This window comes from Nonomuraea sp. B10E15, assembly GCF_039871615.1.
Classification (GTDB): Bacteria; Actinomycetota; Actinomycetes; order Streptosporangiales; family Streptosporangiaceae; genus Nonomuraea.
On record NZ_JBDPMB010000013.1, the window covers coordinates 123,484 to 149,369 of the forward strand.

Sequence of the window (25,886 nt, forward strand, 5' to 3'; positions counted from 1 at the left end):
ATCAGGCGGGCGACAGGTTGGGCATGTCGGGGTCGACGGGATCGTGTTTGCGGGGGCTGATGCCGGTCGAGCGCCGGGCCGTGGAGCGGCCGTCGGGCAGGTGGCCGTCCTGCTTGTCGTAGTTGCCGCGGCTGTTGCCCTCCTTGACGCCCTTCACGTGTGCGGAGGCGTCGGGATGCACGTCCGGGCGGCCTGTCCTGATCGGGTGTTTCTTGCTCACGCTGGGCTCCTGGTGTCGGTGGCCGGTACGGTGACGGACCGGTCGTCGAGGTCGGTGAAGAATCTGGCGAGGTGCGTGCGCACGTCCTGGCCGCCGGTCAGCCCGCGCCAGCGGGCCCGGATCGTCCCGACGAGCGCGTAACAGTCGTCCAGCGGCACGATCCACGCGCCGCGGTCGCGGTCGACGAGCAGGGCTTCCACGTCCTGGCGCAGCTGCGCGAGCACCGGGTTGTCCCGCACCAGCAGGTCCCAGGCCGCCGGGTCGGCGGGCGCCCGCACCGCCCCCGCAGGGCTCGGGTAGAACTGCACGATCCCTCCGGAGTCCGAGTCGCGCACCAGGCACACCATGCGCACCGGGGCGCCCAGCCGCGCCCAAACCGGCTCGGGAAGGACGAAGCCGCTCAGCCGCCGGCGTTGGTCCGGCACCAGGACGAGGTGCCCGCCACCGGCCGCCACGTGGTCGAACAACACCTGGCAGGCCCGGCACGCGCAGCGCAGCTCGCGGGACGGCAGCTCCAGCAGGTGGCGGTGCACGTCCGGCAGCGCCTCGCCGCACAACGCGCACGCCTCCGCCTGACGGGACGGCTCCCGCTCGCGGGCCTGCTGCGCCTGCGCGGCGAGCCGGCGCAGCAGGCCGGTCACGGCGCCCGCGGGCCGGAGCGCACGGCCAGGCTCTCGACCGGGATCAGCGGCGTCTCCCCGCGTTCGACCTCGATGTCGACGTGCTCGATCTCCGGGGCGGCGGCGCGTACCGCCTCCCGCAGGGCCGACGTCGCGGCCTCGGAGGAGGAGCGGCAGCCGGCGGGCCGCACGCGCAGCCGTACCAGGTCGTCCTCGACGGCGAGCACCTCGGCCGAGCCGCCGATCGCCGCCTCCACGCGGGCCCGCACGTCCACCGGATGCAGGTCGTGCAGCAGCAGGAGCGGCGCCACCGACTCGTCGGCGGCCAGCCGCGCCGCCTGCTCCTCCTCCAGGACCGCCATGACACGGGCCAGGCCCTCGCCGTACAGGTCGAGCAGCTCCTTGACGAGCTCGACCGCGTCGGGGCCGGCCTCGTCGAGCATGACCTCGATCCGCGCGATGCGATCGTCCATCCCCCGCCCCTAACCGGAGAGACTCGCGCCGAAGGTGGGCGAGTGCACCTGTTTGAGCTCCTTGCCGCCACCCAGGTACATGTGCACGCCGCACGGCAGGCAGGGGTCGAAGCTGCGCACCGTACGCATGATGTCGATGCCCTTGAAGTTCTCGGGCCCGTTCTCCTCGAAGATCGGCAACCCCTGCACCGCGTCCTCGTACGGCCCCGGCGTGCCGTACATGTCGCGCGGGCTGGCGTTCCACGGCGTCGGCGGGTACGGATGGTAGTTGGCGATCTTGCCGTCGCGGATCACCATGTGGTGCGACAGCACGCCCCGCACCGCCTCGTGGAAGCCGCAGCCGATCGCGTCGTCCGGCACGTCGAAGTCGGTGAACACCTGCGTGCGGCCGGCCCGCACCTCTCCCAGCGCCTGGTCGAGGAAGTGCACCGCCATCGCCGCCGCGTACGCGACGAAGTACGCGCGGGCCCGGTTGCGCTCGATGGTGTTGGCCCAGCGCGGCACCTTCCACTCCAGCCGCATCTCCGGCAGGGAGCCGCTCTTGGGCAGGTTGATCTCGACGCTCCGGCCCGTGGCGCGCACCGTGCCGGTGTCGACCAGGCCCGCGAGCGCCGTCGACCACAGCCGCGCCAGCGGGCCGCCGCCGGTGTCGAGCGCCAGGTGGTCGCCGGTGCGCTGGTCGTACCAGCGCGGGCTCATCACCCAGCTGTAGTTGCCGTGCTCCAGGTCGCGTTTCTGCGGCTTGGGCAGGGTCGTCTGGTTCCACGGGTGGCGCTGGTCCACCGGGTTGCCGAGCGGGTCGTGGGTGACGAACGTCTCCTCGGACTGCCAGTCGTCGTAGTAGGAGCTGCCCAGCAGGATCCGGATGCCGAGGTTGATGTCCACCAGGTTGGTGGTCAGCAACTCGTCGTCCAGGACGATGCCCGGCGTGACGAACATCTTCCTGCCCCACGCGTTCATGGTCCGGTAGTCGTAGTCGACCACGGACGGGTCCTGGAAGGCGCCCCAGCAGCCGAGCATCACCCGCCGGCGGCCGACCTCCTCGTAGCCGGGCAGCGCCTCGTAGAAGAAGTCGAACAGGTCGTCGTTCATCGGGACGGCCTTCTTCACGAAGTCGAGCACCCGCAGCAGCCGCACCAGGTAGTCGGTGAACACCTGGGGCGTCGCCACGGTGCCCACGCCGCCCGGGTAGAGCGTCGACGGGTGCACGTGCCGGCCCTCCATCAGGCAGCACATCTCCCTGGTCACCCTGCTGACCTGCAGCGCCTCCTTGTAGACGGAACCGCTGAACGGGTTGAACGCGCGCATGACGTCGGCGATCGTCCGGAAACCGTGCACCCCGGCGTTCGGCGCCTCGGCGGTCTCGGCCCGCCGCAGCAGGCTGGGGTTGGTCTCCTTGACCATCTGCTCGCAGTAGTCGACGAAGACCAGGTTGTCCTGGAAGAGGGTGTGGTCGAACATGTATTCGGCCGCTTCACCCAGATTGATGATCCATTCGGCCAGTGGCGGGGGTTTGACCCCGTACGCCATGTTCTGGGCGTAGATCGAGCAGACCGCATGGTTGTCACCGCAGATGCCGCAGATCCGGCTCGTGATGAAGTGCGCGTCGCGCGGGTCCTTGCCCTTCATGAACACGCTGTAGCCGCGGAACAGCGACGAGGTGCTCTTGCACTCGACGACCTCGCGGTTCTTGAAGTCGATCTTGGTGTAGATGCCCAGGTTGCCGATGATCCTCGTGATCGGGTCCCAGGACATCTCCACCAGCTCGCGGGCCTCGCCCGCTTGCTGCTTGGCGCCCGCCGTACGGGTTGTCACCTCGCCACTCTCCCTTTAGCCGTTTCCCCAGCGCGGGTCGTACCCGCTCGTCAGCCTGCGGCGGTTGTGACGCCACTTCGGTTCCTTGTTGGCCGTGTTGTTCGTGATCGACCGCATCTTGCGGATCAGTGAGCCGTACGCGCCGCTGACCGCGGCCGACACCGATCCGCCGGGGGGTTCGTCCATGAACGGCATGAACTTGTCGGGGAAGCCGGGCATGGTGCAGGCGATGCAGATGCCGCCCACGTTGGGGCAGCCGCCTACGCCGTCCATCCAGCCGCGCTTGGTGACGTTGCAGTTGACCACCGGGCCCCAGCAGCCGACGCGCACCAGGCACTTGGGGGAGTTGTAGTCGTGGGCGAAGTCGCCCTGCTCGTAGTAGCCGCCCCTGTCGCAGCCCTCGTGCACGGTCTTGCCGAACAACCAGGTGGGACGGAGCATCTCGTCGAGCGGGATGGTGGGGGCCATCCCCGCCGCCTGGTAGAGCAGCCAGGTCAGGGTCTCCATGAAGTTGTCCGGCTGCACGGGACAGCCGGGCACGTTGACGATGGGCAGGCCGCCGGCCGAGCGGAAGTCCTTGCCGAGGTAGTCGGCCAGCCCCATGCAGCCGGTCGGGTTGCCGGCCATGGCGTGGATGCCGCCGTACGTGGCGCAGGTGCCGATGGCGACGACCGCCCAGGCCTTGGGAGCCAGCCGGTCGATCCACTCGTTCACCGTGATGGGCTCGCCGGTGGCCGGGTCGTTGCCCATCGACGTCCAGTAGCCGTCGCCGTTGATCTTCTCGTTGGGGATCGATCCCTCGACCACGAGGATGAACGGGCCGAGCTCGTCCTGATGGGCCTGGTGGAAGGCGGCCATGAAGGCGTCGCCCACCTCGGTCGCCAGGACCTTGTTGTGCAGGTGCACCTTGGGCAGCCCCGGCACGAGCCCCAGCAGCACGTCCTCCAGGCTCGGCAGCGACGCCGCGGTGACGGAGACGGTGTCGCCGTCGCAGCTCATCCCCTCCGAGGTCCACAGGATGTGAAGCTCGTCCAGACCTGTTGGCGTCTGCGTGGTCGTCATGGCCCAAGCCCCCTTCGTGGCCGGATGCAGAGATTCCGGTCCGGTGTCGTGATGTGCCCGGACTGTAGCTCTACGTAGCGGACATACCGCCCCCGAAGCCGGCCGAAACCTCGCTGACCTGCACGGAGGCGAACGCGCCCGGCTACCGGAAGAGGTCGCGGGCGGCGGCGACGGCTGCCTGGCCGAGGCTGATGCCGCCGTCGCCGGCCGGAACGCCCGCATGGGTGAGCACCCTGAACCCGGCCTGCTCCAGCCGCTCCACCGTGCGCTCCGCCAGCAGCACGTTCTGGAAGACGCCACCGGACAGCGCCACCGTCGTCAGCCCCGTCTCCTCGCGCAGCGCCGTGCAGCAGCGCACGATGAGCTCGCGGACGCCGTTGTGGAAGCGGGCGGACACGACGGGCGGGCCGGCGCCCCCGGTCAGGTCCTCCAGCGCCGCCCGCACCAGGTCCGCGCCGGCGACCACGAGCACCCCGTCGTGCCGCGCGATGCCCGCCGGGTAGGCGCCGCGTTCCGCGGGGTCGGCGAGCTGCTCCAGCTCGATCGCGGCCTGCCCCTCGTACGTGATCGTGTCGCGCACGCCGGCCAGCGCCGCCACGGCGTCGAACAGGCGCCCGGCGCTCGAGGTCAGCGGCGCCGCCGCCCCGCCGCGCAGGGCCAGCGCGGTCACGCTCTCCCACTGGGCCCTCCACCGGTCCCCCGCGCGGCGCGCCACGGCCGCGTCCGCCGCGACGTCCAGGCCCGCCAGGTAGGCGGCGGCCATCCGCCACGGCTGCCTGACCGCCATCGCGCCGCCCGGCATGGGAACGGGCGCCAGATGCCCGGCCCGCTCGAAGGAGACCAGGTCGGCCAGGAGGAACTCGCCGCCCCACAACGTCCCGTCGGCGCCGTGGCCGAGGCCGTCGAACGCGACGCCGATCACCCGGCCGTGCTCGCCGTTGTCGGCCAGGCACGAGGCGATGTGCGCGTGGTGGTGCTGCACCGGGACCGGTTCGGCGTCCGGCAGGCCCAGCGCGTACCGGGTGGACGGGTAGTCCGGATGGAGGTCGTGCGCGGCCACTTCGGGACGCACCCCGAGCAGGGCGGAGAAATGCTCGATCCCCGCCTCGTACGCCCGCAGCGTCTCGTAGCCCTCCAGGTCGCCGAGGTGCGGGGAGACGACCGCGTGCCGCCCCCTCACCAGGCAGAACGTGTTCTTCAGCGCCGCGCCGCAGCCGAGGACCGGCCGGGGCGCCTCCCACGCCAGCGTGAACGGGGCCGGGGCGTGGCCGCGCGAGCGCCGCACCAGCGTGCCCCTGCCCCTGACCACCCGGGCGACCGAGTCGTCGGCCCGCAGGTGGATGGGCCGGTCATGGGTCAGGAACGCGTCCGCCATGCCGCCGAGCCGGTCGAGGGCGGCGCGGTCGTCGTACTCGATCGGCTCGCCGGCGAGGTTCGCGCTCGTCAGCACGATGGGCGCGCCCGTCTCCGCGAGCAGCAGGTGGTGCAGCGGCGTGTAGGGCAGCATCAGCCCGAGGTGGCGCTGCCCGGGGGCGACCGCGCCCGCCACGGCCCCGGAGACGTCCGTGCGGCGGGGCAGCAGCACGATGGGGCGCTCGCGGCCGGTCAGGAGCTCCTGCGCCACCGTGTCCACCTCGCACAGCCGCCGGGCCTGCGCCAGGTCGGCCACCATGACGGCGAACGGCTTGTCCGCCCGCCGCTTGCGCCGCCGCAGCTCCGCGGCGGCCCGCTCGTCGGAGGCCACGACCGCCAGGTGGTAGCCGCCGAGGCCCTTCACCGCCAGCACCCCGCCTCCGCGCAGCACTCCGGCGGCGCCCGGCAGGTCGCCGCCGGCCTGCGGCCTGCCCCGCGCGTCCACCAGCCTGAGCGCCGGGCCGCAGGCCGGGCAGCAGACGGGCTGGGCGTGGAAGCGCCGGTCGGCCGGGTCGTGGTATTCGGCCAGGCAGGCGTCGCACATGGCGAAGCCCGCCATGGTCGTCAGCGGCCGGTCGTACGGCAGGGCCCGGGTGATCGTCAGCCGTGGCCCGCAGTTGACGCAGTTGACGAAGGGGTAGCGGTAGCGCCGGTCGGCGGGGTCGGCCAGCTCCGCCAGGCAGTCGGCGCACGTCGCGATGTCGGGCGAGACCAGCGTGCGCGGCGTTCCCGAGCGCTCGCTCGCCACGATCAGGAACCGGCCGCCACCCCCGGCGGCCGCCCGGCCGCTCGGGGTGACGGTCACGCTCTCGATCGCGGCCAGCGGGGGCGCGTCGCGTTCGAGCCGCGTCAGGAACTCGGCGATCCGGTCGTGCTCGCCGTCCAGCTCGACGAAGACGCCGCGGGCGTCGTTGCCGACCCGGCCCGCCAGACCCAGCCGGGTGGCGAGCCCGTGCACGAACGGGCGGAACCCCACCCCCTGGACCACACCCTCGACCCGGACCCGCACCCCCATCGGGCCAGTCTGCACCGGAGGGCGGCGGGATCGGGGCAGCCCCGCCGACACGTGGCACGCCCATGACGTTCGCACCGCCGGATCGGGAGAGAGGGCGGCGCACCGTGGGTAGGGACAGCGCGACGCCGGAGAAGAGGTTGCCATGGCCGAGACATTCGATCAGGGGGTCCGCGGCGGGCCCGCCCGTTACCTGCCGATCGCCGAGCACGGCCTGATCGGCGACCTGCGTACCGTGGCGCTGGTGGGCACCGACGGCACCATCGACTGGTACTGCTGCCCGACCTTCGACTCGCCCAGCGTCTTCGGCTCGATCCTCGACGCCGACAAGGGCGGAGCGTTCGAACTGGCCGCGAGCGTGCCCGCGAAGACCAAGCAGTTCTACTTCCCTGACACCAACGTCCTGATCACCCGGTTCTTCACCGAGGGCGGGGTGGGCGAGATCCAGGACTTCATGCCGGTGACCACCGACTCGGGCGAGGCCCGCCGCCACCGGCTGATCCGGCGGGTGATCTGCGTGCGCGGGTCGATCCCCTTCCACGCGCGGGTGGCGCCCAGGTTCGGCTACGCGGCGCAGCCGCACCGCGTGCGCGAGCACGACGGGATGGTGCTGTTCGAGTCGGAGGACCTGTCGCTGGCGCTGACCGCCACGGTGCCGGTCGAATGCGACGACCTGGACGCCAGAGCGGCCTTCACCCTCGACGAGGGCGAGTCGGAGGTGTTCGCGCTCGACCAGGTCGGCGGCGAGGTGATGCCGCGCGCCTGCGCGTACGCCGAGGCCGAGGACGAGTTCGCCGCCACGGTCACCTTCTGGCGGCGGTGGTTGTCCGCCTCCCGCTACCGCGGCCGGTGGCGGGAGATGGTGCACCGGTCCGCGCTGACCCTCAAGCTGCTCACGTACGCCCCGACGGGCGCGATCGTCGCCGCGCCGACGACGAGCCTGCCCGAGCAGGTCGGCGGCGAGCGCAACTGGGACTACCGCTACCTCTGGGTACGCGATGCCGCCTTCGCCGTCTACGCCCTGCTCCGGCTGGGATTCACCGGCGAGGCCGAGGCGTTCATGAACTTCCTCACCCGGCGCGTCACCCGGTGCGCCGACGGCCCGTCGGGACCGCTCCAGATCATGTACGGCATCGACGGGCGTACCGACCTGCCAGAACGCGAGCTCGACCACCTGGAAGGGCACCAGGGCTCCGCCCCCGTACGCGTCGGCAACGCCGCCGCGGACCAGCTCCAGCTCGACATCTACGGAGCGCTCATCGACTCCATCTACCTCTACGACAAGTGGGGACAGCCCATCTCCAGCGACCACTGGGACGAGGTCTGCGGCCTGGTGGACTGGGTCTGCGACCACTGGGACCAGCCCGACGAGGGCGTCTGGGAGACCCGGGGCGGGCGCAGGAACTTCCTCTACTCGCGGCTGATGTGCTGGGTGGCGATCGAGCGGGCCATGCGGGTGGCCATCCGGCGCGGCCTGCCCGCCGACATCCCGCGCTGGCGGCTCGCCCGCGACGAGATCTACCGCACGCTCATGAGCCGCGGCTGGTCCAAGGAGCTGAAGGCGTTCGTGCAGTACGAGAACGCCGACGTGCTCGACGCCGCCGTCCTCATGATGCCGCTGGTGAAGTTCATCTCGCCGACCGACCCGAAGTGGCTGGCCACCCTCGACGCGCTCACCGCCGAGCTGGTGTCCGACTCGCTGGTCTACCGCTACGACCCGAAGGCCAGCCCGGACGGCCTGCGCGGGGAGGAGGGCACGTTCTCCATCTGCTCGTTCTGGTACGTCGAGGCGCTCGTGCGCGCGGGCCGCGTGGAGGAGGGCAGGCTGGCGTTCGAGAAGATGCTGACCTACGCCAACCACGTGGGCCTGTACGCCGAGGAGATCAGCCGCAGCGGCGAGCAGCAGGGCAACTTCCCGCAGGCCTTCACCCACCTGGCGCTGATCAGCGCGGCGTTCAACCTCGACCGCGCGCTCGGCTGAGGCTCAGCCCGCGGCCCGGTGATTCCTGAGCACGTCGGGGAGCTCGCGCCGGTCGCGTCGCGATCGCGGAGAGGGGTGGCCCAGCTCACCTGACCCAGGCGGAACACGAACCGGTCTCCTCGCAGACGCGCATTCTGAGCACGTTACCCGGGGCGACACCTGTCGCTGCATCACCGTCTGGATCACGGTCCCACACCTCGTACGTGCGTTCGGAATTGGAGCGCGAGTCGTGATACCACACCTGCCCGACGACATCGTTTCCATCCTTCTCGACGTCGTTCACGTACAGCGAGTTGGTCATTGCAGGAACCCAACCGGTGTCGGACCCGTGTTCGGCATAGAGGGCGTGGGGGCCCGCCGATGCCTGTGCCGGCCCTTGTGCCGCCAGCGTGACCAATAGTGCGGATGTCACACCGACGGCGGCTCGGACAACCGGGGATACAACGTTTGCCATGGCATTCCTCTCCTGGGGGGCATGGGTCGCCGTTCATGCGGTTTCGACAGCCCTCTTCGGCTCCTCAGCGTGCCGGACCAACCCATGAGCTTCAATGGTGCTGAGCCGCCACCACTTGGCAATCGGTCTACTCTCGAAGACTCGGCGCCCTCCCGCCGCTTCCGGCGACCCTCTGCGGACCACCGAGCGACTAGGTGGGCGCCGGTCCCGTGCTGTCGCGGATGAGCAGCCGGGGCTGGAAGCGCACGTTGTAGCCGCCGCTCTCGCCGTTCATCAGCGCCCACAGCCGGTCCCACGCCTGCCGGCCCAGCTCGTTCTTGGGGATCGACACCGTGGTCAGCGGGGGAGTGGTGTAGCGGGCGAACGGGATGTCGTCGAACCCGGTGACGGACACGTCGCCGGGCACCCGCACGCCCAGCTCGTGCAGGCCGGTCAGCGCCCCGGAGGCCACCATGTCGTTGAACGCCACCACCGCGCTCGCGCCGCACTCCAGCACCGGGCCGGCCGCGGCGTGGCCGTCGTCGAACATCGAGCCGCACGGCACCTCCGTCAGCGTGAACCCCGGGTTGCCGGCCGCCGCCGCACGCAGCGCGGCGAGCCGCAGCACGTGCGAGGAGCTGGCCTCGGGACCGCTCAGGTAGGCCAGGTGGCGGTGGCCGAGGCCGGTGAGGTGGGAGATCAGGTCGTCGATGCCCGCGACGTTGTCGACCGACAGCGACGGGGCGGCCAGGCCGGGGACGTCGCGGTAGACGAGCACGAAGGGCGCCAGGCGGTCGCTGAGCTCGCGCAGCCGCTCGTCGGGGGCGCGGGGCGAGGCGAGCACGAGCCCGTCGGAGTTGCGCCGCGCCTCGATCGCCAGGATCGTCTCCTCCTCGATGTCCTCGTTGGACTCGGCCACCAGCAGCTGGCGCCCTGCCTTGCCCGCGGCCTGGCTGAGCCCGCGCAGCACGCCCTGGAACAGCGGGTTGGCCAGGTCGGGGACCACCAGGGAGATCGTGCCCGTGCGGCCGAGCGCGAGGCTGCGGGCGGCCACGCTCGGCTCGTAGTCGAGCGCCTGCGCGGCCGCGCGCACGCGGGCGGCGAGCTCCGGCTTGACGGTGGTGGAGCCGTTCATCACCCGCGACACGGTGGCGCGGGAGACGCCGGCGGCCTCGGCGACCCGGCTGATGGTCGGCGCGCCCGCCGGCCGTGGCCCCCGCCTCCCGGCCGATCCCGGCTGGGAGGCCGGCTCCTCCCGGTCCTCCGCACGCTCTCCGGTTCCTGCCCTCATCCGCTCCCCCTGCACGCTCCGGCCGTTCCGCCTGCATGCATTAAATCGCCGAGCCGTGACGAGCGCGCCCGCGGCCGGGCGCGCTCGCAAGATACCGGTTTCTCAATCTGCCTGCAACCGGTTGCCGCAGGAGTCGGAAGGAAAAAATAGCCCGGCATCGCCGCAGCTCAGTGCTTCGCTCGACAGGCGTTGACACCCTCTGACGGCTCTGTTAGAAACTGGTTACTCACTGGCCGGACGGCACCTTGGCCCCGGTCGCCCTGACACGCGCATCCCCCGCGCGATCGGCAAGGGGTGGTCTATGAGCAACCGTTCGACCCCGGCCGTCGCCCCGCCCGAGCGAGAGCCCCCTCTCGCGAGGGTGAGGCGGCGGCGACGGCGGTCCTCGCCGAGCGGCCCCGCGCGCGACCGCATCGGCTATCTCTTCCTGACGCCGTGGCTCATCGGCATGGCGCTGTTCACCGTGGGGCCGATCCTGGCCTCCCTCTACCTGTCGTTCACCGAATACACCCTGCTCAAGCCGCCCGAATGGCTGGGGCTGGACAACTACCGGCAGATGCTGGCCGATCCGCGGCTGCACAAGTCGCTCGGGGTCACGTTCCTCTACGTGTTCGTGTCGGTTCCCGTCCAGCTGGTCCTGGCGCTGGCGCTGGCGCTGCTGCTCAACCGGGGTGTGCGCGGGCTGAGCTTCTACCGCTCGGTCTACTACCTGCCGTCGCTGCTCGCGGGCAGCGTGTCCGTCGCGATCCTGTGGCGGCAGATCTTCGGCAAGGAGGGCCTGGTCAACCAGGTGCTCGCGATGGCCGGCATCGAGGGCGTCAGCTGGGTCGCCCACCCCGACTTCGCCCTGGGCACGCTCATCGTGCTCAACGCGTGGACGTTCGGCGCGCCGATGGTGATCTTCCTGGCCGGGCTGCGCCAGATCCCGCACTCCTACTACGAGGCGGCGGAGGTCGACGGCGCGGGCCCGGTGTCGAGGTTCTTCCGCATCACGCTCCCGCTGCTGACGCCGATCATCTTCTTCAACCTCGTGCTGCAGCTGATCGGCGCCTTCCAGAGCTTCACCCAGGCGTTCGTGATCAGCGGGGGTCGCGGCGGCCCGTCCGACGCCACCCTGCTCTACACGCTCTACCTCTACGAGCGCGGCTTCGGCTCCTTCGACATGGGCTACGCCTCCGCGATGGCGTGGGTGCTGCTGGCCATCATCGCCGTCCTGACCGGGCTCAACTTCCTCTTCGCCAAGCGGTGGGTGTTCTATGGCAACTGAGCTGAGGCCATCGCGCCGCCGCCGGTCGTGGCGGCTGCCGAGGCACGTGCTGCTCATCGGCTTCGGGCTGGTGATGCTCTATCCGCTGTTGTGGATGGTGTCCAGCTCCGTCAAGCCCACCGAGACGATCTTCCGTGACCCCTCGATCTGGCCGACCGAGCTCGACCTGGGCAACTACGTCGAGGGCTGGGGGGCGCTGAGCCACCCGTTCCACTTCTACCTGTGGAACTCCGCGGTGATCGCGATCCTCGCGGTGGCCGGCAACCTGCTGTCGTGCTCGCTGGCGGCCTACGCGTTCGCCCGGCTGAGGTTCCGGGGCCGCAACCTCTTCTTCGCCGCGATGCTGGCCACGCTGATGTTGCCCATCCACGTGCTCATCGTCCCGCAGTACGTGCTGTTCTCCCAGCTCGACTGGATCAACACCAACCTGCCGCTGGTGGTGCCGAAGTTCCTGGCGCACGACGCGTTCTTCATCTTCCTGATGGTGCAGTTCATCCGCGGCCTGCCCAGCGAGCTCGACGAGGCGGCCCGCATCGACGGCTGCGGCCACATCAGGATCTACTGGCGGATCATCATCCCGCTGTCGGTTCCCGCGCTGGCGACCTCGGCGCTGTTCACGTTCATCTGGACCTGGAACGACTTCTTCAGCCAGCTCATCTTCCTGACCGATCCCGAGCTGTGGACGATGCCGGTGGCGCTGCGGTCGTTCATGGACGGCCAGGGTGAGACGGCCTGGGGTGAGCTGTTCGCCATGTCCATCGTCGGGCTGATGCCCATCTTCGGCTTCTTCCTCGCCGGTCAGCGTTACCTGACCCAGGGCATCGCGACCACGGGCTTCAAGTGATCCCGGCACGGCAGGTCACGCGGGCGTCACCGCACGGGCGATTAAAACGTTCTATATCAGCAGAAAGGAAAGGACCGATGTCACGAAGGTCCAGAAGGCTCGCGGCGCTCTGCCTGGCCGGCGTCATGCTGGCGGTCTCCGCCTGCGGCGGCGGGTCGCCGGAGAGCGGCGACGGCACCGTCGAGCTGCGCTTCGGCTGGTGGGGCAACAACGACCGCGCCGATGCCACCCAGAAGGTCATCGACGCGTTCCAGGCCAAGAACCCCGGCATCACGGTCAAGGGCTCCTACACCGACTTCAACTCCTACTTCGACCGGCTGGCCACCGAGGTGGCCGCCGGGCGCGCGCCCGACGTCATCACCCTCGGCGGCGCCTACCCGCGCGAGTACGGCGACCGCGGCGCCCTGCTCGACCTGTCCAAAGTGACCCTCAAGACCGACAAGATCGGCGCCGCGGCGCTGGACAACGGCAAGTTCGGCGGCATCCAGTACGGCGTGCCCTCCGGGGTCAACACGATCGCCACCGTGATCAACCCCGCCGTGTTCGAGAAGGCGGGCGTGGAGGTGCCCGACGGCGACACCTGGACCTGGGACGACTTCAGGCGCATCGCCAGAGAACTGGCCGGCAAGCTGCCCAAGGGCACGTTCGCGCTGGCCGACCCCACCAGGACCGACATGCTGGACGTCTACTCGCGCCAGCGCGGCGAGGCCCTCTACACCGCCGACGGCAAGGTCGGCATCAGCGCCGCGACGCTGGCCGGCTGGTGGACGATGACCCTCGAACTCCGCGACGCCGGGGCGACCCCGCCCGCCTCGCAGACGGCCGAGCTCATCACCCAGCCCGCCCCCGAGCAGTCGCTGATGGGCCGCGGCCTGGCCGCGATGCAGTTCGACTGGAGCAACCAGCTCACCTCGCTGACCAAGGCCGCGGGCAAGCCGCTGAAGCTCATCCGGGTGCCCGGCGAGACCGGCGCCACGCAGCCGGGCATGTGGCTCCAGGCGTCGCAGATCTACAGCATCAACGCCAGGAGCGAGCACCCGGAGGAAGCGGCCAGGTTCGTGGACTTCCTGGTGAACGGCCCCGACGCCGGAAAGATCATCCTCGCCGACCGCGGCATCCCGGCCAACTCCGACGTACGGCAGGCCATCGCGAGCGTGCTCGGCGAGGAGGAGAAGGCCCAGGCCGAGTTCATCGACGACCTGACGCCCAAGGCAGGACCGCCGCTGGTGATCGGGCCCGCGGGCTCCACCGACACGCCCAAGATCCTCGACCGGGTCAACGCCGAGGTGCTGTTCGACCGGCAGAAGCCGGCCGAGGCGGCCGCCGACTTCATCCAGCAGGTCGGGACGGCGATCCAGCAGTGACCGGGGCCGGGATCGACCGCCGCGCGCTCGTCGGCCGGCACGCGGTCGAGGTGACGCGGATCGTGCCGGAGTCGCCGCTGTCGGTGGGCAACGGGGAGTTCTGCTGCACGGTCGACGTCACCGGGTTGCAGACCTTTTCGGACGCCCACCCGGTCGAGGACCGCACCGCCGCCTGGCCGGGGACGCTGCTGGCCACCATGTCCGCGTGGGGCTGGCACAGCGTTCCCGGCGCGTACGAGCCGGGAGAGACGACCCGCATGTACGACACGCCACGCGGGCCGGTGCCGTACGTGGACATGGCAGGCGATCTGAGCGGCTCGGGCGAGTCGCCCGCCTCGGCCGCCGAGGCATGGTTGCGGGCCAACCCGCACCGGCTGGACCTCGGCCGGATCGGGTTCGCCGCGACCGCCGGCCCGCCGCTGACCCCCGGCGACCTCACCGGGATCCACCAGCGGCTCGACCTGTGGACCGGCGTGATCACCAGCCGCTACCTGCTGCGCGGCGCGCCGGTCCGGGTCACCACAGCCTGCCATCCCGAGCGCGACGTGCTCGCCGTGCGGGTCGAGTCGCCGCTGCTGGCGGGCGGTCTCGCGGTGCGGCTGGCGTTCCCGTACGGGTCGCAGGCGTGGGGGAACGCGGCCGACTGGTCGCGTCCCGGCGCGCACTCCTCGAAGGTGCGGCCCGCTCCGGGCGGATGCACGGTGGAGCGGGCGCTCGACGGCACCGCGTACGGCGTGGCGGTGGCCATGACCGGCGGCGGACGGGCCGCGCAGGACGGGCCGCACGAGGTGCTGCTCACCTTCACCGAGCCGGCCGCGGAGCTGGTGGTCGCCTTCGCGCCCGCCGCCGGCGGCGAGCTCCCCGGCTTCGGCGAGGTCGCCGCCGCGTCCGGCCGCCACTGGGCGCGCTTCTGGAGCACGGGCGGCGCGGTGGACCTGTCGGGCGCCGGCGACGCGCGGGCTCCCGAGCTCGAACGCCGCGTCGTGCTCTCGCAGTACCTCACCGCGATCCACTGCGCCGGCTCCACCCCTCCGGCGGAGACCGGGCTGATGGCCAACAGCTGGCGCGGCCGCTTCCACCTGGAGATGCACTGGTGGCACGCGGCGCACTTCCCCCTGTGGGGGCGGGCGGAGCTGCTCGAACGCAGCCTCGGCTGGTACGCCTCCATCCTGCCGCGGGCCCGCGAGACGGCCAGGGCGCAGGGTTGCCCGGGGGCGCGCTGGCCCAAGCAGGTCGGCCCCGACGGGCGGGAGAGCCCTAGCCCGATCGGGCCGTTCCTGCTCTGGCAGCAGCCGCATCCGATCTTCCTGGCCGAGCTGGTGCGCCGCGCGACCGGCCCTCGGGCGCTGGCCGAGTACGCCGGCGTCGTGCTCGACACGGCCGCGTTCATGGCCGCCTTCGCGACCAGGGGCCCGGGCGGGCACGGGCTGGGGCCGCCGCTGGTGCCGGCCCAGGAGTCGTACGCGGACGTGCGGGCGAGCGCCGCCAACCCGACGTTCGAGCTCGCGTACTGGTCGTGGGCGCTGGAGGTGGCCCAGCGCTGGCGGCGGCTGCTGGGCCTGCCGCCCGAGCCGGTGTGGGCGCAGGTCGCCGCCGGCATGGCCCGCCCGCTGGTGCGCGACGGGGTGTACGCCGCGATGGACGCCCCGCCGTACACCGTGCGGGACGACCACCCGTCGATGCTGTACGCCCTGGGCTTCGTCCCGCCCACCCGGCTCATCGACCCGGAGATCATGCGCGCGACGCTGCGCGACGTGCTCGCCACGTGGGACTGGGAGAGCACCTGGGGCTGGGACTACCCGGCCATCGCCATGACCGCGACGCGGCTCGGCGAGCCGGAGACGGCCGTGGACGCCCTGCTGATGCCCGTGGCCAAGAACGCCTGCCTGCCGAACGGCCACAACCGGCAGACCGCGTCCCTGCCCGTCTACCTGCCGGGCAACGGCGGCCTGCTGGCGGCGGTCGCCCTCATGGCCAGGGGCTGGGACGGCGGCCCGCCCGCCCCCGGGTTCCCCGCCTCCTGGCAGATCCGCCACGAGGGCCTGCTGCCGCTGCCCTGACCCTTACCGAAAGGGGCAACGGACGGCCCTGATCGGGGAAAGGAGGGTTGAAAGCGTCTCCGCCCGGCCAGATGGCATGGCACGGGGGTGGAGATGGCGAAGCCGAGGGTCGTGGTCGTGGGTGCGGGGTTCGGCGGGTTCTCCTGCCTGCGGGGCCTGGAACGGAGGCTGCCTCGGGGCGCCGCGGAGCTCGTCCTCGTCAACCCTTCCGACTACCACCTCTACACCCCGCTGCTTCCCCAGGTCGCGGCCGGTGTCATCAACCCGGCGGACGCGGCGGTCCCGCTGCGAGGGCTGCGGCGCACCCGGCTCAAGCCGGGGGAGGCGATCGGGATCGACCTGGACGCGCGCACGGTGACGGTGCGCGACCGCGACGGGAACGTCAGCGGCATCGGCTGGGACCGGCTCGTGCTCGCCCCCGGCAGCGTCACCCGCGCGTTCGACATCCCCGGCCTGACGGAGCACGCGCACGGCTTCAAGACCATCATCGAGGCGGTCTACCTGCGCGAGCGGGTGCTGGCGCAGCTCGAACTGGCCGACGGGCTGCGCGACGGGGCCGAGCGCGCGGCGTACACCACCTTCGTGGTGGTCGGTGCGGGGCTGGCGGGCACGGAGTACGTCGCGCAGATGCGGATGTTCGTGCGCTCGGCGCTGGCCGCCTACCCCCGGCTGCGGGCCGAGCACATCCGCTGGATCATGGTCGACCCCGGCCACCGGGTCCTCTCGCACCTGGACCCCGGGCTGTCCGAGCGCGCGCTGGCCATCCTGCGTGCCCGGGACGTCGAGGTACGGCTCGGCGCCGCCGTCGACCGGCTGACCGCCGACACGGTCCACCTGAACGACGGCACCACGGTGGCGTGCCGGCTGCTGGTGTGGACGGCGGGCGTCGCCGCCTGCCCCCTGGTGGGCGAGCTCGGGCTGCCGACGGAGAAGGGCCGGATCGTGGTGGGCGCCGACCTGGCCGTACCCGGACGGCCCGACGTCGTCGCCCTCGGGGACGCGGCGGCGGTGCCCGACCTGACCCGCCCGGGGTCGGTGTGCCCGCAGACCGCCCAGCACGCGATGCGGCAGGGCCACGCCGCCGCCCGCAACGTCGCCGCCGGTCTCGGTCATGGGCGGGCCAGGCCGTACCGGCACCGCGACCTGGGCGCCGTGGCCGATCTGGGCGGCGGGCAGGCCGTCGCCGCGCCGTTCGGCCTGCGGGTGACGGGCCGGGCGGCGGCGGCGATCACCGGCGCGTACCACCTGTTCGCCCTGCCCGCCGCCGGCACCCGGCTGCGGGTCGCCGCCGACTGGGCGCTGGCCGGGCTGGTCAGCCGCCAGACCGTCAGCCTCGGGCTGGTCCCGGACGCCGCCGCCGAGCTCTCCCGGGCCGAACAGCTGAGCATCCAGCCCTCCGCCGGGCCGGAGCCCTCCGGGCGAACCCCAGCATGAGCTCCGGCCGGACCGGACGCCATCGAGAGCCGTGCCGGGGAAACGGCTCAAACGATCATGACCCGGCGCCCGCGGGTGTGACCGGCTTGGCTGTCGATGCACGCCTGGAGGGCCTCGGCCAGGGTGTACGACTTCTCGACCGGGATGTGGAGCCTGCCCCGCGAGATGAGGCCGGCAGCCTCGGCGAGCGCCTCCGGCATGCTCCCGGCCACGCCGGAGAAGCGGACACCGAACTCCGGCGCGGCGAGATCGGCGATGGAGATCACCTTCTGCGGGTCCCCGGTCAGCTCGACGAGCTCGCGGATCACGCCTTCTGCCACAGCGCCCTCACGGACCCTCCAGTCGTGCGGGTTCACGCCCGCCGCGCGCACGGCGATGCGTACTTGACCGGGGCCGGCGTGGGGCTCCTCGGCATCGATGAGGTGCAGGACATCGGGGCCGCCGAACTCGGCCGCACGTGCCGCTCATGCCCGCGCTGCGCCGCGAGATCCGTGACGGGGCTGAGCGCCGCGCCCGATCAGCTCTTCGACGTCGTGGAGCGCCCCGAAGTCCCGTTCTTGTGGGCGCCGGGCCGCGCCCGGCACACGGTCCCGGCGGCGGGCAGCCTTCCCGTCACGAGGTAGGCGTCGACGTGCCGGGTCGCGCAGGCGGACCTTCGGTAGGCGGTGTGGCCGTCGCCGTCGTAGGTCAGCAGGCCGGAGCCCCGGATGCGGGCGGAGAGGCTGCGCGCCCAGCGGAGCGGGGTGGCGGGGTCGTGGGTGTTGCCGACCACCAGGACGGGCGGCAGCCCCTTGATCGGCCGCGCGTGCGGTGCGCGGGCCGGGGCCACCGGCCAGCCCGCGCAGCTCACGGTCATGTCCCAGAACTCCGACGTGCCGCGCATGTGGGGGGCCGCCTTGGCGACCCGCCGCATCCGGTCGCGCACGTCACGGTAGCCGCGGATGCGGGGGTCGACGTCCGTGCAGAGGATCGAGCGGTAGGCGGCCGTGCTCACCGGGTCGTCCAGCGCCTGGGCCCGCATGGACGCGAAGAGCTGGGCGTCCCCCCGCTCGGCCTGCGCGATCGCGGTGGCCAGCCCTCCGGCGAACTCCGGGATGCCGGTGAGGAACGCGTAGGCGGTGTAGCGCAGTTCGCCGGCGGTCAACGGCCGGCCGCCGCGCACCCCGATCGGTTCGCGCTCGGCCCTGGCGACCAGGCTGTCCCACACCGTGCCGGCATCGCGGCCGTGCAGGGCGCACGTCGCGGTGCCCGCGCACCAGGCGGTGAAGCGGCCGAAGGAGTCCTCCACCGCCCCGGCCGCGTCGACGACCAGCCTGGACGTGGGGATGCCCTGGTCGACCGCGCCGTCCAGCGCCATCGTGCGCACCCGATCGGGGAACATCCGGGCGTACCGCGCGCCGAGCATGCTGCCGTACGACTTGCCGAAGAAGCTCACCTTCGCCACGCCGAGCGCGGCCCGTACCGCGTCGAAGTCGCGAGCGACGTCGGCGGTGCCGAGGTGGCCGAGCAGAGGGCCGGTGCCCCGGGCACAACTGCGGCCGACGGCCCTGCTGGACGCGACGAGGCGCTCGTAGCCGGTCCGGCTCTTCGGGAACTGGCTGATCGCGGGGTCGTGGACGGGCAGTCCGCACCGCACCGCGGGCGTGCTCGCGCCCACGCCCCGCGGGTCGATGCCGACGATGTCGAAGCGGCGGCGCAACTCGTCGGAGAAGGTGCCGGACGCGTGGTCGCGCACGAGAAGCGCGGCCGGCACGCCCGGGCCACCGGGGTTGTAGAACAGGGTGCCGACCCGGGAGCCGGGGCCGGTGGCCTTTCGGCGTACGACGGCCAGGTCGATCGTCGCCCCCTCGGGGGCGCTCCAGTCGAGCGGCACCTTGATGACGCCGCACTCGGCGCCCGGCCGGTCGGGGCACGCCCTCCACGACAGGCCGCCGGGAGCAGCGGGGGAGGGGCGGGCGCCGGCGTCGGCGGAGGCCCCGCCGACCAGGCCGATCGCCGAGGCGGACGTGACGGCGATGAGCATGCGCAGGAAGTTCACGGGGGAGCATTCTTCGCGGGCCGCCCCGGCCCGGCATCGGCCGTTCGGCCGATCTCCCCTCGGCCGAACGGGCCGTCACGTGCCCTGAATTTGACTGAGCCGCCCGAATGGGCCACGCGAAAACGGGCAGAAGCCGCATCATGCCAGGAAGGGGATGGCTGGCCCGGTGGCCGGTGATGCGCCAGCTCGCCGGCGAGGACGGCAGGAGCGACGCGGCACGCTCGGCCCGCACCGACGCCCTGCGCCCCCGCACCGAGGACGCCGGCACGGTCGCCCGCTCGATCTGCCCCTACTGCGCCGTCGGGTGCGGCCAGCTCGTCTACGTCAAGGACGGTGCGGTCACCCAGATCGAGGGAGATCCCGACTCGCCCGTCTCCCGTGGCCGGCTGTGCCCCAAGGGCTCGGCCAGCAAGCAGCTCGTCACCCATCCCGGCCGCCAGACCGAGGTGCTCTACCGCAGGCCGCACGGCACCGCCTGGGAGCGCCTCGACCTGGACACCGCGATGGAGATGATCGCCGACCGGGTGGCGCGCACCCGGCGGGAGACCTGGGAGGAGAGCCACGAGGGCAAGGTCGTGCGCCGCACGCTGGGCATCGCCAGCCTGGGCGGGGCGACGCTCGACGACGAAGAGAACTACCTCATGAAGAAGCTCTACACCGCCCTCGGAGCCATCCAGGTCGAGAACCAGGCCCGCATTTGACACTCCTCCACCGTCCCCGGTCTGGGGACCAGCTTCGGGCGTGGCGGCGCGACCACCTTCCAGCAGGACCTGGCAGGCGCGGACTGCATCGTCATCCAGGGCTCCAACATGGCCGAATGCCACCCCGTCGGTTTCCAGTGGGTGATGGAGGCGAAGGCCCGCGGGGCCAGGGTCTACCACGTCGACCCGCGCTTCACCCGTACGAGCGCGCTGGCCGACCGGCACCTGCCGATCCGCGCGGGCAGCGACATCGTGCTGCTCGGCGCGCTGATCAACCACGTGCTGGAGAACGAGCTGGACTTCCGCGAGTACGTGCTGGCCTACACCAACGCCGCCACGATCGTGTCCGAGGACTTCCGTGACACCGAGGACCTCGACGGCCTGTTCTCCGGCTGGAATCAGGAGACGGCCACGTACGACCCGAGGAGCTGGGCGTACGAGCCCGCGGGCGAGCAGCCCCCGGCCGCTCAGGCGGAGGGCGGGCCCGAGGACGCGGAGGCGGCCGGCGCGGACGCCTACGGCGCGGGCGGGCCCGGCGCGCACCCCAGCCCGCACACCGACCCGACGCTCAGCCACCCGCGCTGCGTCTACCAGATCGTGAAACGGCATTTCGCCCGCTACACCCCGGAGCTGGTCGAGCGGCTGTGCGGCATCCCGCGCGACGGTTTCGCCGAGCTGGCCGAGGCGGTGACCGCCAACTCCGGCCGCGAGCGCACCACCGCCTGGGTCTACTCGGTCGGCTGGACCCAGCACACCGTCGGCGCGCAGTACATCCGCACCGCCTCGATCCTGCAGCTCCTCCTCGGCAACATGGGACGGCCCGGCGGCGGCATCCTGGCGCTGCGCGGCCACGCCAGCATCCAGGGCTCGACCGACATTCCGACGTTGTTCAACATCCTGCCCGGCTACCTGGACATGCCGCACGCCGGGCGGCACGGCGGCCTCGACCACTACCTGGAGGTGGAGGGCGGCACGACGGGCTTCTGGGGCAACCGGCGCTCCTACCTGGTGAGCCTGCTCAAGGCGTGGTGGGGCGAGGCCGCCACCGAGGAGAACGACTTCTGCTTCGGCCACCTGCCGCGCATGACCGGCGACCACGGCCACTACACCACCGTGATGGGCCAGATCGACGGCACGGTGAAAGGCTATTTCGTGGTCGGGGAGAACCCCGCCGTCGGCTCCTCCGGCGGCCGGGCCCAGCGCCTCGGCCTGGCCAACCTCGACTGGCTCGTCGTCCGGGACCTGACCCTGGTGGAGACCGCCACGTTCTGGCTGGACGGCCCGGAGCTGGAGACGGGCGAGCTGCGCACCGAGGACATCGGGACCGAGGTGTTCTTCCTGCCCGCCGCGAGCCACGTGGAGAAGGAGGGCACGTTCACCAACACCCAGCGGCTGCTCCAGTGGCGGGAGAAGGCGCTCGACCCGCCCGGCGACTGCCGCAGCGAGCTGTGGTTCTACCACCACCTCGGCAAGCTCCTCAGACAGCGGATGACCGGCGACGAGATCGACCGGCCGGTACGCGAGCTGACCTGGGACTACCCGGAGCACGGCGTGCACCGCGAGCCCTCGGCCGAGGCCGTGCTCCGCGAGATCAACGGGGTCGGCCCCGACGGGCGCGCCCTGTCGACCTCCACCCAGCTCCAGCCCGACGGCTCCACGCGCTGCGGCTGCTGGATCTACTGCGGCGTGTACGCCGACGAGGTCAACCAGGCCGCCCGCCGCCGCCCCGGCCGGGAGCAGAGCGCCGTGGCGCCCGAATGGGGCTGGGCCTGGCCGGCCAACCGGCGCATCCTCTACAACCGGGCCTCCGCCGACCCCGAGGGCCGCCCGTGGAGCGAGCGCAAGGCGTACGTGTGGTGGGACGCCGAGCGCGGCGAGTGGACCGGGGACGACGTGCCCGACTGCGAGATCGGCAAGCCGCCCGGCTACGTGCCGCCCGAAGGCGCCCGCGCCCAGGACGCGCTCGCCGGGACCGACCCGTTCATCATGCAGTCCGACGGCAAGGGCTGGCTGTACGTGCCGTCCGGACTCGTCGACGGCCCGCTGCCCGCCCACTACGAACCCCACGAGTCGCCGGTCGCCAACCCGCTCTACACCCAGCAGGCCAACCCGGCCCGCCGCACCTACCACCGGCCCGAGAGCCCGTACAACGTGCCGGACGGACGGTTCCCGTACGTGCTGACGACGTACCGGCTGACCGAGCACCACACCGCGGGCGCCATGAGCCGGCCGCTGGCCTACCTCGCCGAGTTGCAGCCCGAGCTGTTCTGCGAGGTGTCCCCGCAGCTCGCCGCTGAGGTGGGACTGGTCAACGGCGGCTGGGCCACGATCGTGACCAGCCGCGCCGTGGTGGAGGCCAGGGTGCTGGTCACCGGGCGGATGCGGCCGCTGCGCGTCGGGGGCGGGATCGTGCACCAGGTCGGGCTGCCGTACCACTGGGGGTGGGGCGGACGCGGCCTGGTCACCGGTGACGTCGCCAACGACCTGATGCCGCTGGTGCTCGACCCGAACGTCTACATCCAGGAGGGCAAGGCCATGACCTGTGACGTGCGGCCGGGCCGCCGGCCGAGGGGCCCGGCGGCGCTGGATCTGCTGGAGAGGTACCGCCATGGCTGAGCGGATGGGGTTCTTCACCGACACGAGCGTCTGCATCGGGTGCAAGGCGTGCGAGGTCGCCTGCAAGGAGTGGAACCAGATCCCCGACGACGGCTTCGTCTTCGAGGCGACCTCCTACGACAACACCGGCATGCTGGGGGCGAACACCTGGCGGCACGTCGCCTTCATCGAGCAGTCACGGCCGGTGCGCGCCGGCGACGAGGAGGGCGTGGACCGGTGGCTGATGTCCTCCGACGTGTGCAAGCACTGCACGCACGCCGCCTGCCTGGACGTCTGCCCGACCGGGGCGCTGTTCAGGACCGAGTTCGACACGGTGGTGGTGCAGGCCGACATCTGCAACGGGTGCGGCTACTGCGTGCCCGCCTGCCCGTACGGCGTGATCGACCGGCGGGAGGACGACGGGCGGGCCTGGAAGTGCACGATGTGCTACGACCGCCAGCTCGGCGGCCTCGAACCGGCCTGCGCCAAGGCGTGCCCCACCGACTCGATCCAGTTCGGGCCGCTCGACGAGTTGCGGGAGCGCGCCGAGGAACGGGTGACCCGGCTGCGCGACGACGGCCACGAGGAGGCCCGCCTGTACGGCGAGAGCCCCGGCGACGGCGTGGGCGGCGCGGGGGCGTTCTTCCTGCTGCTGGACGAGCCCGAGGTGTACGGCCTGCCGCCGGATCCCGTGGTGACCACCCGTGACCTGCCGGCCATGTGGCGCTGGGCGGGCGCGGCCGCGCTGTCGGCGGCGGGCGCCGTGGCCCTCGCCTTCCTCGGGCCGGCGCGCAGGGGGGAGCGGCGGTGACGCGGGAGCGGGAGGTGGTGCCGGAGGCGGAGTTCCGGTCCTACTACGGACGCCCGGTGCTCAAGCCGCCCGTCTGGCACGAGCCCCATATGCCGACATATCTCTATCTGGGAGGGATGTCGGGAGCCTCGTCCACCATCGCCGTCATGGCCCGGCTGACCGGCCGCACCCGCCTGGACCGCACCGCCCGCATCGCGGCGGCCGCCGGGGCGTCCCTCGGAGCCGCCCTGCTCGCCGCCGAGCTGGGCAGGCCGGAACGGTTCCTCAACATGTTGCGGATCTTCAAGCCCACCTCCCCGATGAGCGTCGGCTCGTGGATCCTCGCCGCCCAGGGCGGGCTGTCGGCGGTCGCTCTGCCCGGAGTCCTGCCCGGCGCAGTGCCGGGAGTCCTGCCCGGCGTCCTGCCGGCCGCCGGCGACGCGGCGCTGCTGGCCACCGGGGTGACCGGGCCGCTGACCGCCACCTACACCGCCGTCCTGGTCGCCGACACCGCCGTACCCGCCTGGCACGAGGCGTACCGGGAGCTGCCGTTCCTGTTCGCGGGCAGCGCCATGGCCGCGGCGGGCGCGGTCGCCATGCTCGGCACGCCCCGGGCCCAGGCCGGCCCGGCCCGTGCCGTGGCCGCGCTCGGAGCGGCCACGGAGACGGTGGCGGGCGCGGTGATGGAACGGCGGCTCGGGTTCGTCGGGGAGCCGTACCGGACGGGCCGGGCCGGCCGGCTCATGCGTGCGGCGCGTGCCCTGACGGTGGGCGGCGGGCTGCTCGCGGTGGTCGCAGGGCGCAGCCGCGCCCTCACCGCCCTGGCCGGGGCCGCCCTCACGGCAGGCTCCCTGTGCACCCGCTTCGGCATCCTGGAAGCGGGCCGCGCCTCGGCCGCCGACCCGAAGTACACCGTCGTCCCCCAACGCCAACGCCTCGACGCGGCCTCGGCACCCGCTCCTGACGGTGACGGCCCGCACGCCGGACGCCTCCCGCACGAGGGCGGCTCTGTCGGCGGCTCTGTCGGCGGCTCTGTCGGCGACGGTCCTCGCGCCGGGCACCTCCCGCACGACGGGGGCTCGGATGGCGACGGCCCTCGCGCGGGACACCTCCCAGGCGATGCCGGCTCCTGACGGTGAGGCCGTCGCGGGGGACGTCGCCCACCCGTCGACGGCTCCTGGCGGCAGGTTCTCGTGAGGGACGAGACGCGGCGTCGCCGCCCGCGCACGTCCGCCGGCGCTCGTCGAGGACGGCACGCTGCCGGAGGCGTCAGCGCAGGCGGAGGTGAGGGCCGTCCAGGGGGACCAGCTCGCCGATGACCGGCGCGCCCGGGACCTCGCCGGCGACCAGCAGGCCGCCCGACGTCTGGGCGTCGGCCAGCAGCAGGAGCTCGTCCTCGCCGAAGCCGCCGGGGTCGAGCCGGGGCCGTACCCAGTCGAGGTTGCGGCGGGTGCCGCCGCTCACGTAGCCGTCGCGCAGCGCCTGCCGGGCGCCCTCCAGGTACGGCACCGCCGCCACGTCCACCACCGCCGTCACGCCGCTCGCCCGGCAGAGCTTGTACAGGTGCCCGAGCAGGCCGAATCCGGTCACGTCCGTGGCGCACGCCACCCCGGCGGCCAGCGCGGCCCGCGCCGCGTCGCGGTTCAGCGTGGTCATCGTCTTCACCGCCTGCGCGAACACCTCGCCCGTCGCCTTGTGCCGCGTGTTGAGCACGCCGATGCCGAGCGGCTTGGTCAGCGAGATCGGCAGTCCGGGCCGGGCGGCGTCGATGCGCAGCAGCCGTGCCGGGTCGGCCAGGCCGGTGACCGCCATGCCGTACTTCGGCTCCGGGTCGTCCACGCTGTGGCCGCCGGAGACGTGGCAGCCCGCCTCCCGCGCCACGTCCAGGCCGCCGCGCAGCACCTCCTTCACCAGGTCGAGCGGCAGCCGATCGCGGGGCCAGCCGAGCAGGTTCACCGCGACGAGGGGCTCCCCGCCGACCGCGTACACGTCGGACAGGGCGTTGGCCGCCGCGACGCGCCCCCAGTCGTACGGGTCGTCCACCACGGGCGTGAAGAAGTCGGCGGTGACCACGACCGCCCGGTCACCGCCGATCCCCACCACGGCGGCGTCGTCCCCGTCGTCCAGTCCCACGATCAGCTCGCCGGCCGGTGAGCCGGCCGAGCCGGGACGCGGCGCTTTCAGACCGGCGACGACGGCCTCCAGCTCGCCGGGCGGGATCTTGCAGGCGCAGCCGCCTCCGTGCGCGTACCGCGTCAGCCGGACCGGGCCGTCCTCCACCACGTTCGCCGATGTCATGGCTGTCCTCACTGCAGTTCGCGTGTGCCGCCGGGTCACCTACCCCGCGGTGGGTAGGTTCTCCCCTGGAGGCGTCTGGGCGCCTGGTGGCCCCCGCGGTCTTCAAAACCGACGAGGTCGAGGTCCTCGGCCTGGCGGGTTCGATTCCCGTCCGCCTCCGCTTATGTTCGGGAAC

20 protein-coding genes and 1 tRNA gene are annotated in these 25,886 nt (G+C 72.5%); 10 read left to right on the top strand and 11 right to left on the bottom strand.

Going from position 1 to position 25,886, the window contains the following annotated elements; genetic code table 11:
• Window position 1 precedes the first annotated feature (1 nt).
• From ABGB14_RS31030 to hypF, 6 genes are all read right to left on the bottom strand, one after another.
• The gene (locus ABGB14_RS31030) at window positions 2-220 is read right to left on the bottom strand and encodes a hypothetical protein (RefSeq protein WP_347647380.1); all 219 of its coding nucleotides are present in this window, start codon (window positions 218-220) and stop codon (window positions 2-4) included.
• Entirely contained in the window at window positions 217-861 is a 645-nt protein-coding gene (locus tag ABGB14_RS31035) for a DUF5947 family protein (RefSeq protein ID WP_347647381.1), read from the bottom strand. The genes ABGB14_RS31030 and ABGB14_RS31035 overlap by 4 nt, the downstream gene beginning before the upstream one ends.
• Window positions 858-1,313: a hypothetical protein gene (locus tag ABGB14_RS31040; RefSeq protein ID WP_347647382.1), complete on the bottom strand. Its 456-nt coding sequence runs from the start codon at window positions 1,311-1,313 to the stop codon at window positions 858-860. The genes ABGB14_RS31035 and ABGB14_RS31040 overlap by 4 nt, the downstream gene beginning before the upstream one ends.
• Window positions 1,314-1,322: 9 nt before the next feature.
• A complete protein-coding gene (locus tag ABGB14_RS31045; protein ID WP_347647383.1) occupies window positions 1,323-3,128 on the bottom strand; it encodes a nickel-dependent hydrogenase large subunit in 1,806 nt (601 codons plus the stop codon).
• Between the two features lie 15 nt (window positions 3,129-3,143).
• The gene (locus tag ABGB14_RS31050; RefSeq protein WP_347647384.1) at window positions 3,144-4,190 is read right to left on the bottom strand and encodes a hydrogenase expression protein HypE; all 1,047 of its coding nucleotides are present in this window, start codon (window positions 4,188-4,190) and stop codon (window positions 3,144-3,146) included.
• Between the two features lie 142 nt (window positions 4,191-4,332).
• A complete protein-coding gene (gene hypF, locus ABGB14_RS31055) occupies window positions 4,333-6,618 on the bottom strand; it encodes a carbamoyltransferase HypF (protein ID WP_347647385.1) in 2,286 nt (761 codons plus the stop codon).
• A 142-nt stretch (window positions 6,619-6,760) separates the two neighbouring features.
• Here hypF and ABGB14_RS31060 point away from each other — a divergent pair, with 142 nt between their 5' ends.
• Window positions 6,761-8,596 carry a glycoside hydrolase family 15 protein gene (locus tag ABGB14_RS31060; protein WP_347647386.1) on the top strand — a complete coding sequence of 612 codons (1,836 nt, stop codon included), beginning with the start codon at window positions 6,761-6,763 and terminating at the stop codon, window positions 8,594-8,596.
• A gap of 85 nt (window positions 8,597-8,681) precedes the next feature.
• Here the strand turns inward: ABGB14_RS31060 and ABGB14_RS31065 are convergent, their stop codons facing one another.
• A complete protein-coding gene (locus ABGB14_RS31065) occupies window positions 8,682-9,050 on the bottom strand; it encodes a hypothetical protein (RefSeq protein ID WP_347647387.1) in 369 nt (122 codons plus the stop codon).
• 190 nt (window positions 9,051-9,240) lie between these two features.
• The gene (locus tag ABGB14_RS31070; protein WP_347647388.1) at window positions 9,241-10,320 is read right to left on the bottom strand and encodes a LacI family DNA-binding transcriptional regulator; all 1,080 of its coding nucleotides are present in this window, start codon (window positions 10,318-10,320) and stop codon (window positions 9,241-9,243) included.
• Window positions 10,321-10,768: 448 nt separating this feature from the next.
• On the opposite strand from ABGB14_RS31070, the gene ABGB14_RS31075 reads away from it, so the two are divergent.
• The 5 genes from ABGB14_RS31075 to ABGB14_RS31095 all read left to right on the top strand — a co-directional run bounded on the left by ABGB14_RS31075 (window position 10,769) and on the right by ABGB14_RS31095 (window position 17,289).
• On the top strand, window positions 10,769-11,587 hold the full coding sequence (locus ABGB14_RS31075) for a sugar ABC transporter permease (RefSeq protein WP_347647502.1): 819 nt from the start codon (window positions 10,769-10,771) through the stop codon (window positions 11,585-11,587).
• Complete coding sequence (locus ABGB14_RS31080) at window positions 11,577-12,431, top strand: carbohydrate ABC transporter permease (protein WP_347647389.1); 855 nt, start codon at window positions 11,577-11,579, stop codon at window positions 12,429-12,431. Before ABGB14_RS31075 ends, ABGB14_RS31080 begins: the two co-directional genes overlap by 11 nt.
• A 77-nt stretch (window positions 12,432-12,508) precedes the next feature.
• Entirely contained in the window at window positions 12,509-13,795 is a 1,287-nt protein-coding gene (locus tag ABGB14_RS31085) for an extracellular solute-binding protein (protein ID WP_347647390.1), read from the top strand.
• Complete coding sequence (locus tag ABGB14_RS31090) at window positions 13,792-15,855, top strand: hypothetical protein (protein WP_347647391.1); 2,064 nt, start codon at window positions 13,792-13,794, stop codon at window positions 15,853-15,855. The genes ABGB14_RS31085 and ABGB14_RS31090 overlap by 4 nt, the downstream gene beginning before the upstream one ends.
• Before the next feature lie 93 nt (window positions 15,856-15,948).
• Window positions 15,949-17,289: an FAD-dependent oxidoreductase gene (locus ABGB14_RS31095; RefSeq protein ID WP_347647392.1), complete on the top strand. Its 1,341-nt coding sequence runs from the start codon at window positions 15,949-15,951 to the stop codon at window positions 17,287-17,289.
• Between the two features lie 47 nt (window positions 17,290-17,336).
• Here the strand turns inward: ABGB14_RS31095 and ABGB14_RS31100 are convergent, their stop codons facing one another.
• Both ABGB14_RS31100 and ABGB14_RS31105 read right to left on the bottom strand, forming a co-directional pair.
• Window positions 17,337-17,717, bottom strand: a complete 381-nt coding sequence (locus ABGB14_RS31100) for a zinc-binding dehydrogenase (protein ID WP_347647503.1) — start codon at window positions 17,715-17,717, stop codon at window positions 17,337-17,339.
• An 89-nt stretch (window positions 17,718-17,806) separates the two neighbouring features.
• Window positions 17,807-19,327, bottom strand: a complete 1,521-nt coding sequence (locus tag ABGB14_RS31105; RefSeq protein ID WP_347647393.1) for an alpha/beta hydrolase — start codon at window positions 19,325-19,327, stop codon at window positions 17,807-17,809.
• A 140-nt stretch (window positions 19,328-19,467) separates the two neighbouring features.
• Here ABGB14_RS31105 and fdh point away from each other — a divergent pair, with 140 nt between their 5' ends.
• From fdh to nrfD, 3 genes are read left to right on the top strand one after another with little or no spacing between them, the layout of a single operon-like run.
• Complete coding sequence (gene fdh / locus ABGB14_RS31110; RefSeq protein ID WP_347647394.1) at window positions 19,468-22,644, top strand: formate dehydrogenase; 3,177 nt, start codon at window positions 19,468-19,470, stop codon at window positions 22,642-22,644.
• Window positions 22,637-23,434, top strand: a complete 798-nt coding sequence (locus tag ABGB14_RS31115) for a 4Fe-4S dicluster domain-containing protein (RefSeq protein ID WP_347647395.1) — start codon at window positions 22,637-22,639, stop codon at window positions 23,432-23,434. Before fdh ends, ABGB14_RS31115 begins: the two co-directional genes overlap by 8 nt.
• A complete protein-coding gene (gene nrfD / locus ABGB14_RS31120; protein WP_347647396.1) occupies window positions 23,431-24,546 on the top strand; it encodes an NrfD/PsrC family molybdoenzyme membrane anchor subunit in 1,116 nt (371 codons plus the stop codon). Before ABGB14_RS31115 ends, nrfD begins: the two co-directional genes overlap by 4 nt.
• A gap of 136 nt (window positions 24,547-24,682) precedes the next feature.
• Here the strand turns inward: nrfD and selD are convergent, their stop codons facing one another.
• A complete protein-coding gene (selD, locus tag ABGB14_RS31125; protein WP_347647397.1) occupies window positions 24,683-25,711 on the bottom strand; it encodes a selenide, water dikinase SelD in 1,029 nt (342 codons plus the stop codon).
• A gap of 67 nt (window positions 25,712-25,778) precedes the next feature.
• On the opposite strand from selD, the gene ABGB14_RS31130 reads away from it, so the two are divergent.
• A tRNA-Sec gene (locus tag ABGB14_RS31130) sits at window positions 25,779-25,872 on the top strand.
• Window positions 25,873-25,886 lie beyond the last annotated feature (14 nt).